Here is a 4,797-nt window from a genome sequence, read left to right as displayed (position 1 = left end):
AACGGCTTCTGTTCATGAACAGAAGCCGTTTTTGGTTTTGCTAGGATCCTATACCTTATCGCAGTCTGTCGACGGACCGTACCAGGTCCTCGTCGCGTTTGATGAATCGGTTGGCCAGGGCGTTGAGCAGCAGCGCCAGTATTGGCATGTAAAACCCTGCCTCGTAGTTGGCATCGTTACCCGTTGCCATGGCGTTACCCTGGTAGTTGGCGTAGTAGAAAGCAGTGCCGAAAAGCGCTACCATGACCAGCGTGTTGATGAGGCCGAACTTCATCTGTGTCATGCGGCTCTTGTACTGGAAGATCTCATAGATGGCTATACCTGCTGCTACAATCGCCAGGATGGCAATAGCAATAGCGCTTTGATTTGGTTGGCTGCTGGCTTGCGCGGTTTCACCAAGTGTACTGAGCGGCTCACTAGACAGCTCCCATGCCGTGAGTACGACCTCTTCACCAGTGGTAGCGTCGGTCTTGGACCAGATGGGCAAAAACAGCAGCGATACCATCGCGATCACCAGCAGCGTCAGAAATACGGTTTGAATTCTTTGTATCATAAAGGGGTTAATTTAACTTGCAACGACTGCAAAATTAGACAAAGACCTGTAAAACAAAAATTGATGAGCACAGCTTATATAATTGATATAGTCAGAACACCTGTTGGCAAGTTTGGCGGGACCCTCAGCAGCGTCCGTCCCGACGACCTGGCAGCGCATGTGCTCAGGGAGCTGATGGCCCGCAATCCGCAGCTGGACCCGGCTTTGATCGAGGATGTGGTGCTGGGCGCGGCCAACCAGGCCGGCGAAGACAACCGCAACGTGGCCCGTATGGCGCTGCTGCTGGCGGGGCTGCCGTACAGCATAGGCGGCGTGACCGTGAACAGACTATGTGCCTCCGGCCTGCAGGCGATCATGGATGCTTCCCGCGCTATCACGAGCGGTGACGGCGACATATACCTGGCCGGTGGCGTGGAAAGCATGACCCGTGCGCCTTTCGTAATGGCCAAAGCCGAAACGCCTTTTGCCCGCTCTGCCGAAATATACGATACCACCATTGGCTGGCGCTTCACCAACGAGAATCTGTCGGCGATGCATCATCCCTTCACGATGGGCGAAACGGCGGAGAATGTGGCCGAACGCGAAGGTGTTTCACGTGAAGCGCAGGATGAATTTGCTCACAACTCCCAACTCAACTACAAAGCCGCTGCCGAGGCCGGCAGGTTCCGGGACGAGATTGTGGCCGTACCCATACCACAGCGTAAGGGCGAGTCTGTCGTGTTCGACACCGATGAGCACCCGCGCCTGTCGTCGGTCGAGAAACTGGGTACCTTAGCGGGCGCCTTCAAAAAAGGAGGTTCTGTAACGGCCGGTAACGCATCGGGTATAAACGATGGCGCAGCCGCTTCTTTGATCGTGAGCGAAGCCATGGTAAAACGCCTGAACCTGCAGCCTATGGCCCGCGTGGTAGCTATGGCTGTGGCGGGTGTGGAGCCGGCCTATATGGGCATGGGACCGGTGCCGGCTACCCTGAAAGCTTTGAAACGGGCCGGCCTCACCATCAGCGACATTGGCCTGGCTGAGATCAACGAGGCCTTTGCAGCCCAGGCTATACCTTGCGTGCGCGACCTGGGCATCGACCCGGCGATCGTCAACGTGAATGGCGGCTCTATTGCCATCGGTCACCCCCTGGGAGCCAGCGGCACCCGCATTTCAGCCACGCTGCTGCATGAGATGAAGCGGCGGGAGAACATCAGGTATGGCCTGGCAACCATGTGTGTGGGCGTAGGCCAGGGCGCGGCAATCATTTACGAAAAACTATAAGAGCAGCCTGCTGCTGTGAGAAAGAAAGGCCGTTCTGCGCAAGCAAGGCGGCCTTTTCGGCATTTAATCGGAGCTGGCACAAATATCAGGTATAGCTATATAGCTTTCTGGTATATACTTTGCATACACTTCATCAAACCTAAAACAAAAGCTTATGAAAAAGTTAATGACATTGGTATTGGTAGGTATAATGGCCTTTGGGACTCTGCTAGCCACAGCCGCAGACCACGATGGTGACAAAGGTAAAAAGAAAGGCAAACCCTCTTTTGTAGATGAAAAGCATCGGGCACACGCCGAATGGAAGCGGGAGAAAGAATATGAGAAAGCCCGCAAAAAGCAATATAGGGATTACGATGACGACGATGATCGCTGGGAAGATAGAAGAAGAGATGACGAACGTTGGGAGCGCAGAAGAGAAGATGAAAGAAGAGCAGAACGCTGTGAACGGGACAGAGACAACGAACGCTGGGGCAGAACGGGCGACACACGCCGGGAGATCCCCGGCAGCCGCAAAGACCGCGACCGCTCTTTGGCAAAAGTAATTTTGGAAGAAAGACACAAAAGCGAAAACAGACGCTAACAAACTTTGTTAACGTTCTAATCAGCCCGGTGCTGATAGGATAAAGACCCTGAAGAAGACTATTATCCTGGTTTGGAAGGCTGCCTGTACACAGGCAGCCTTTTTTGCTATCTTTGCTTCATGCGGTACTTTTTAGAGATAGCCTATGACGGCACCCGTTTTCATGGATGGCAGCTACAGCCCAATGCCCTGTCGGTGCAGGAGGTGCTGGACGATTGCCTGAGCAAGATATTACGACAGCCGATCACGTCGACAGGCAGTGGGCGCACTGATACCGGCGTGCATGCCAGCCAGCAGTTCGTGCACTTTGATGTGGCGCAGGAGCTGGACACAGAGGAGATGGTCTACCGCTTCAACCGCCTGCTGCCGGCCGATATTGTGGCCCGGAACCTATACCTGGTTGCAGACGATGCCCATGCCCGGTTCGATGCCTTCGCCCGTACCTACCACTACCATGTCACGCTTGCCCGGGATCCCTTCAAAAGATACTACGCTACTTACCTGCCCCGTTCCGTAGATGTGGCGCGGATGAACGAGGCAGCCGCTGTTTTGCTCCGCTACAAGGACTTTACCACTTTCAGCAAAGTAAAAGGCGATACCAAACACTACAACTGCGATATGTACGAAGCCGTATGGCAGCAGGAAGGTACGGAGCTGGTCTTTACCATCCGGGCCAACCGCTTTCTGAGAGGTATGGTGCGCCTGGTAGTCGGTACACTGCTGGACGTGGGCCGCGGCAAGATCACGGTAGCCGGCTTTGAGCAGATCATCGCCAGCCAGGACCGCAGCAAGTCCAGCGGAGCCGCTCCCTCCGAAGGCCTATACCTGGCGCGGGTAGAGTACCCGGAGCACATTTTCAAGACGTCACCCATAACAAACTGATAACCCTATGCAATTAGAAGAAGACCAGAACGGGCCGCACCTCAACGGCAAGCACCTGCGCCCCGAGAGTTTGATGATGAGTTACGGGTACAACCCGGAGTGGTCGGAGATGGCCGTGAAAGCCCCGATCTACCAGACCTCTACCTTTGTCTTTAAAAATGCCGAAGAGGGCAAGGCTTTTTTTGAGCTGGCGTACGGCCTGCGCGAGAAGAACGCCGAGGAGCAGCTGGGCCTCATCTACAGCCGCCTCAACAATCCCGACCTGGAAATCCTCGAAAACCGCCTCCGCTTCTGGGATGGCGCCGAAGACGCAGCCGTGTTTGCCAGTGGTATGGCGGCCATCAGTACGGCGCTGCTGGCTTTGCTCAAGCCCGGTGACGTGATCCTGCACAGCGAACCCATCTACGGCGGCTCCGACTACTACATCAAAAACATCCTGCCCAAGTTTGGCGTGCAAAGCATGGGTTTCCGGGCCAATACTCCGATCGGGGAAGTAGAGAAAATGCTGGAAGAAGCAGGGGTAGCCGGCAAACTGGCCATGATCTTCATCGAGACGCCGGCCAACCCGACCAACCACCTGGTAGACATTGAGGCTTGTGCAGCTCTGGCCCGGAAATATTCCACAGCTGATAAAAAAGTAGTGGTGGCCGTAGACAATACCTTCCTGGGCCCGGTATTTTCGCACCCGCTCCAGCACGGCGCCGATCTGATCTTATACTCGGCCACGAAGTATATCGGCGGCCACTCCGACCTGATTGCAGGGGCCTGCGCGGGCTCTGCCGCCCTGATGAAGCAGGTGAAAGGCATGCGTACCTTCATGGGCTCCATGGCCAGCCCCTGGACCGGGTGGATGCTGATGCGAAGCCTCGAAACACTGAAGATACGCATGGAGTGCCAGGCACGCGGCGCCGAAGTGGTGGCCGCTTACCTGAAAGAACACCCGCTGGTAGACAAGATCTACTACCTGGGGTATCTGCAGGACAATCCGCAACAGCAGGCCATCTACGACAAGCAGTGCAAGGCAGCCGGGTCTATGATCTCATTCGATATCAAAGGCGGCGAGAAAGAGGCCTTCACGTTCCTCAACAACCTGAAGCTCATCAAGCTGGCGGTGAGTTTAGGCGGAACAGAGTCGCTGGCCGAGCACCCTGCCTCCATGACGCATTCGGATATCAGCCCGGCGGACCGTGCCGTGATGGGGATAGGCGAAGGTATGGTGCGTATCTCGGTAGGAGTAGAGCACCCTGAGGACATTATCTCGGATATTGAACAGGCGCTGGCGAAAGTGGCTATACCTGCAGAAGCGGAGGTATAGGTATAAAATTTCATTCAAGCCCTCTTCTCCAAAAAAGGAGAGGGCTTTTTGTGCTTTCAAGCCTAAGCGCTATACCTGATAAAACCCGAAAATCCTGAAGCAAAAACCATTAACTTTGCAAGCGGTTAGGTATAGACGGCCGTATAGAAGGAGTTGTGCAGGCGTTTATACCGTAAGTTTAGCGTGAGCGCAACTTGTGGTGGA

General features: G+C 54.9%; 5 protein-coding genes. 4 read left to right on the top strand and 1 reads right to left on the bottom strand.

The genetic code is table 11. The features are described from left to right. Positions 1 to 55 precede the first annotated feature (55 nt). Positions 56 to 553, bottom strand: coding sequence for a DUF4293 domain-containing protein (locus OB13_RS13850; RefSeq protein ID WP_461490759.1), 498 nt, complete (start codon positions 551 to 553; stop codon positions 56 to 58). A gap of 63 nt (positions 554 to 616) precedes the next feature. Here OB13_RS13850 and OB13_RS13845 point away from each other — a divergent pair, with 63 nt between their 5' ends. The 4 genes from OB13_RS13845 to OB13_RS13830 all read left to right on the top strand — a co-directional run bounded on the left by OB13_RS13845 (position 617) and on the right by OB13_RS13830 (position 4,593). Further along, entirely contained in the window at positions 617 to 1,816 is a 1,200-nt protein-coding gene (locus OB13_RS13845) for a thiolase family protein (RefSeq protein WP_461490758.1), read from the top strand. Between the two features lie 154 nt (positions 1,817 to 1,970). Then, on the top strand, positions 1,971 to 2,396 hold the full coding sequence (locus OB13_RS13840; protein WP_461490757.1) for a hypothetical protein: 426 nt from the start codon (positions 1,971 to 1,973) through the stop codon (positions 2,394 to 2,396). Positions 2,397 to 2,516: 120 nt separating this feature from the next. Beyond that, a complete protein-coding gene (gene truA / locus OB13_RS13835; protein WP_461490756.1) occupies positions 2,517 to 3,278 on the top strand; it encodes a tRNA pseudouridine(38-40) synthase TruA in 762 nt (253 codons plus the stop codon). A gap of 7 nt (positions 3,279 to 3,285) precedes the next feature. Continuing rightward, a complete protein-coding gene (locus OB13_RS13830) occupies positions 3,286 to 4,593 on the top strand; it encodes a cystathionine gamma-synthase family protein (RefSeq protein ID WP_461490755.1) in 1,308 nt (435 codons plus the stop codon). The last annotated feature ends 204 nt before the right edge of the window (positions 4,594 to 4,797 follow it).

Source organism: Pontibacter sp. HJ8 (assembly GCF_054824225.1).
The sequence above is the reverse complement of the archived record's forward strand: the minus strand, read 5'-3'. Positions and strand labels throughout refer to the sequence as shown.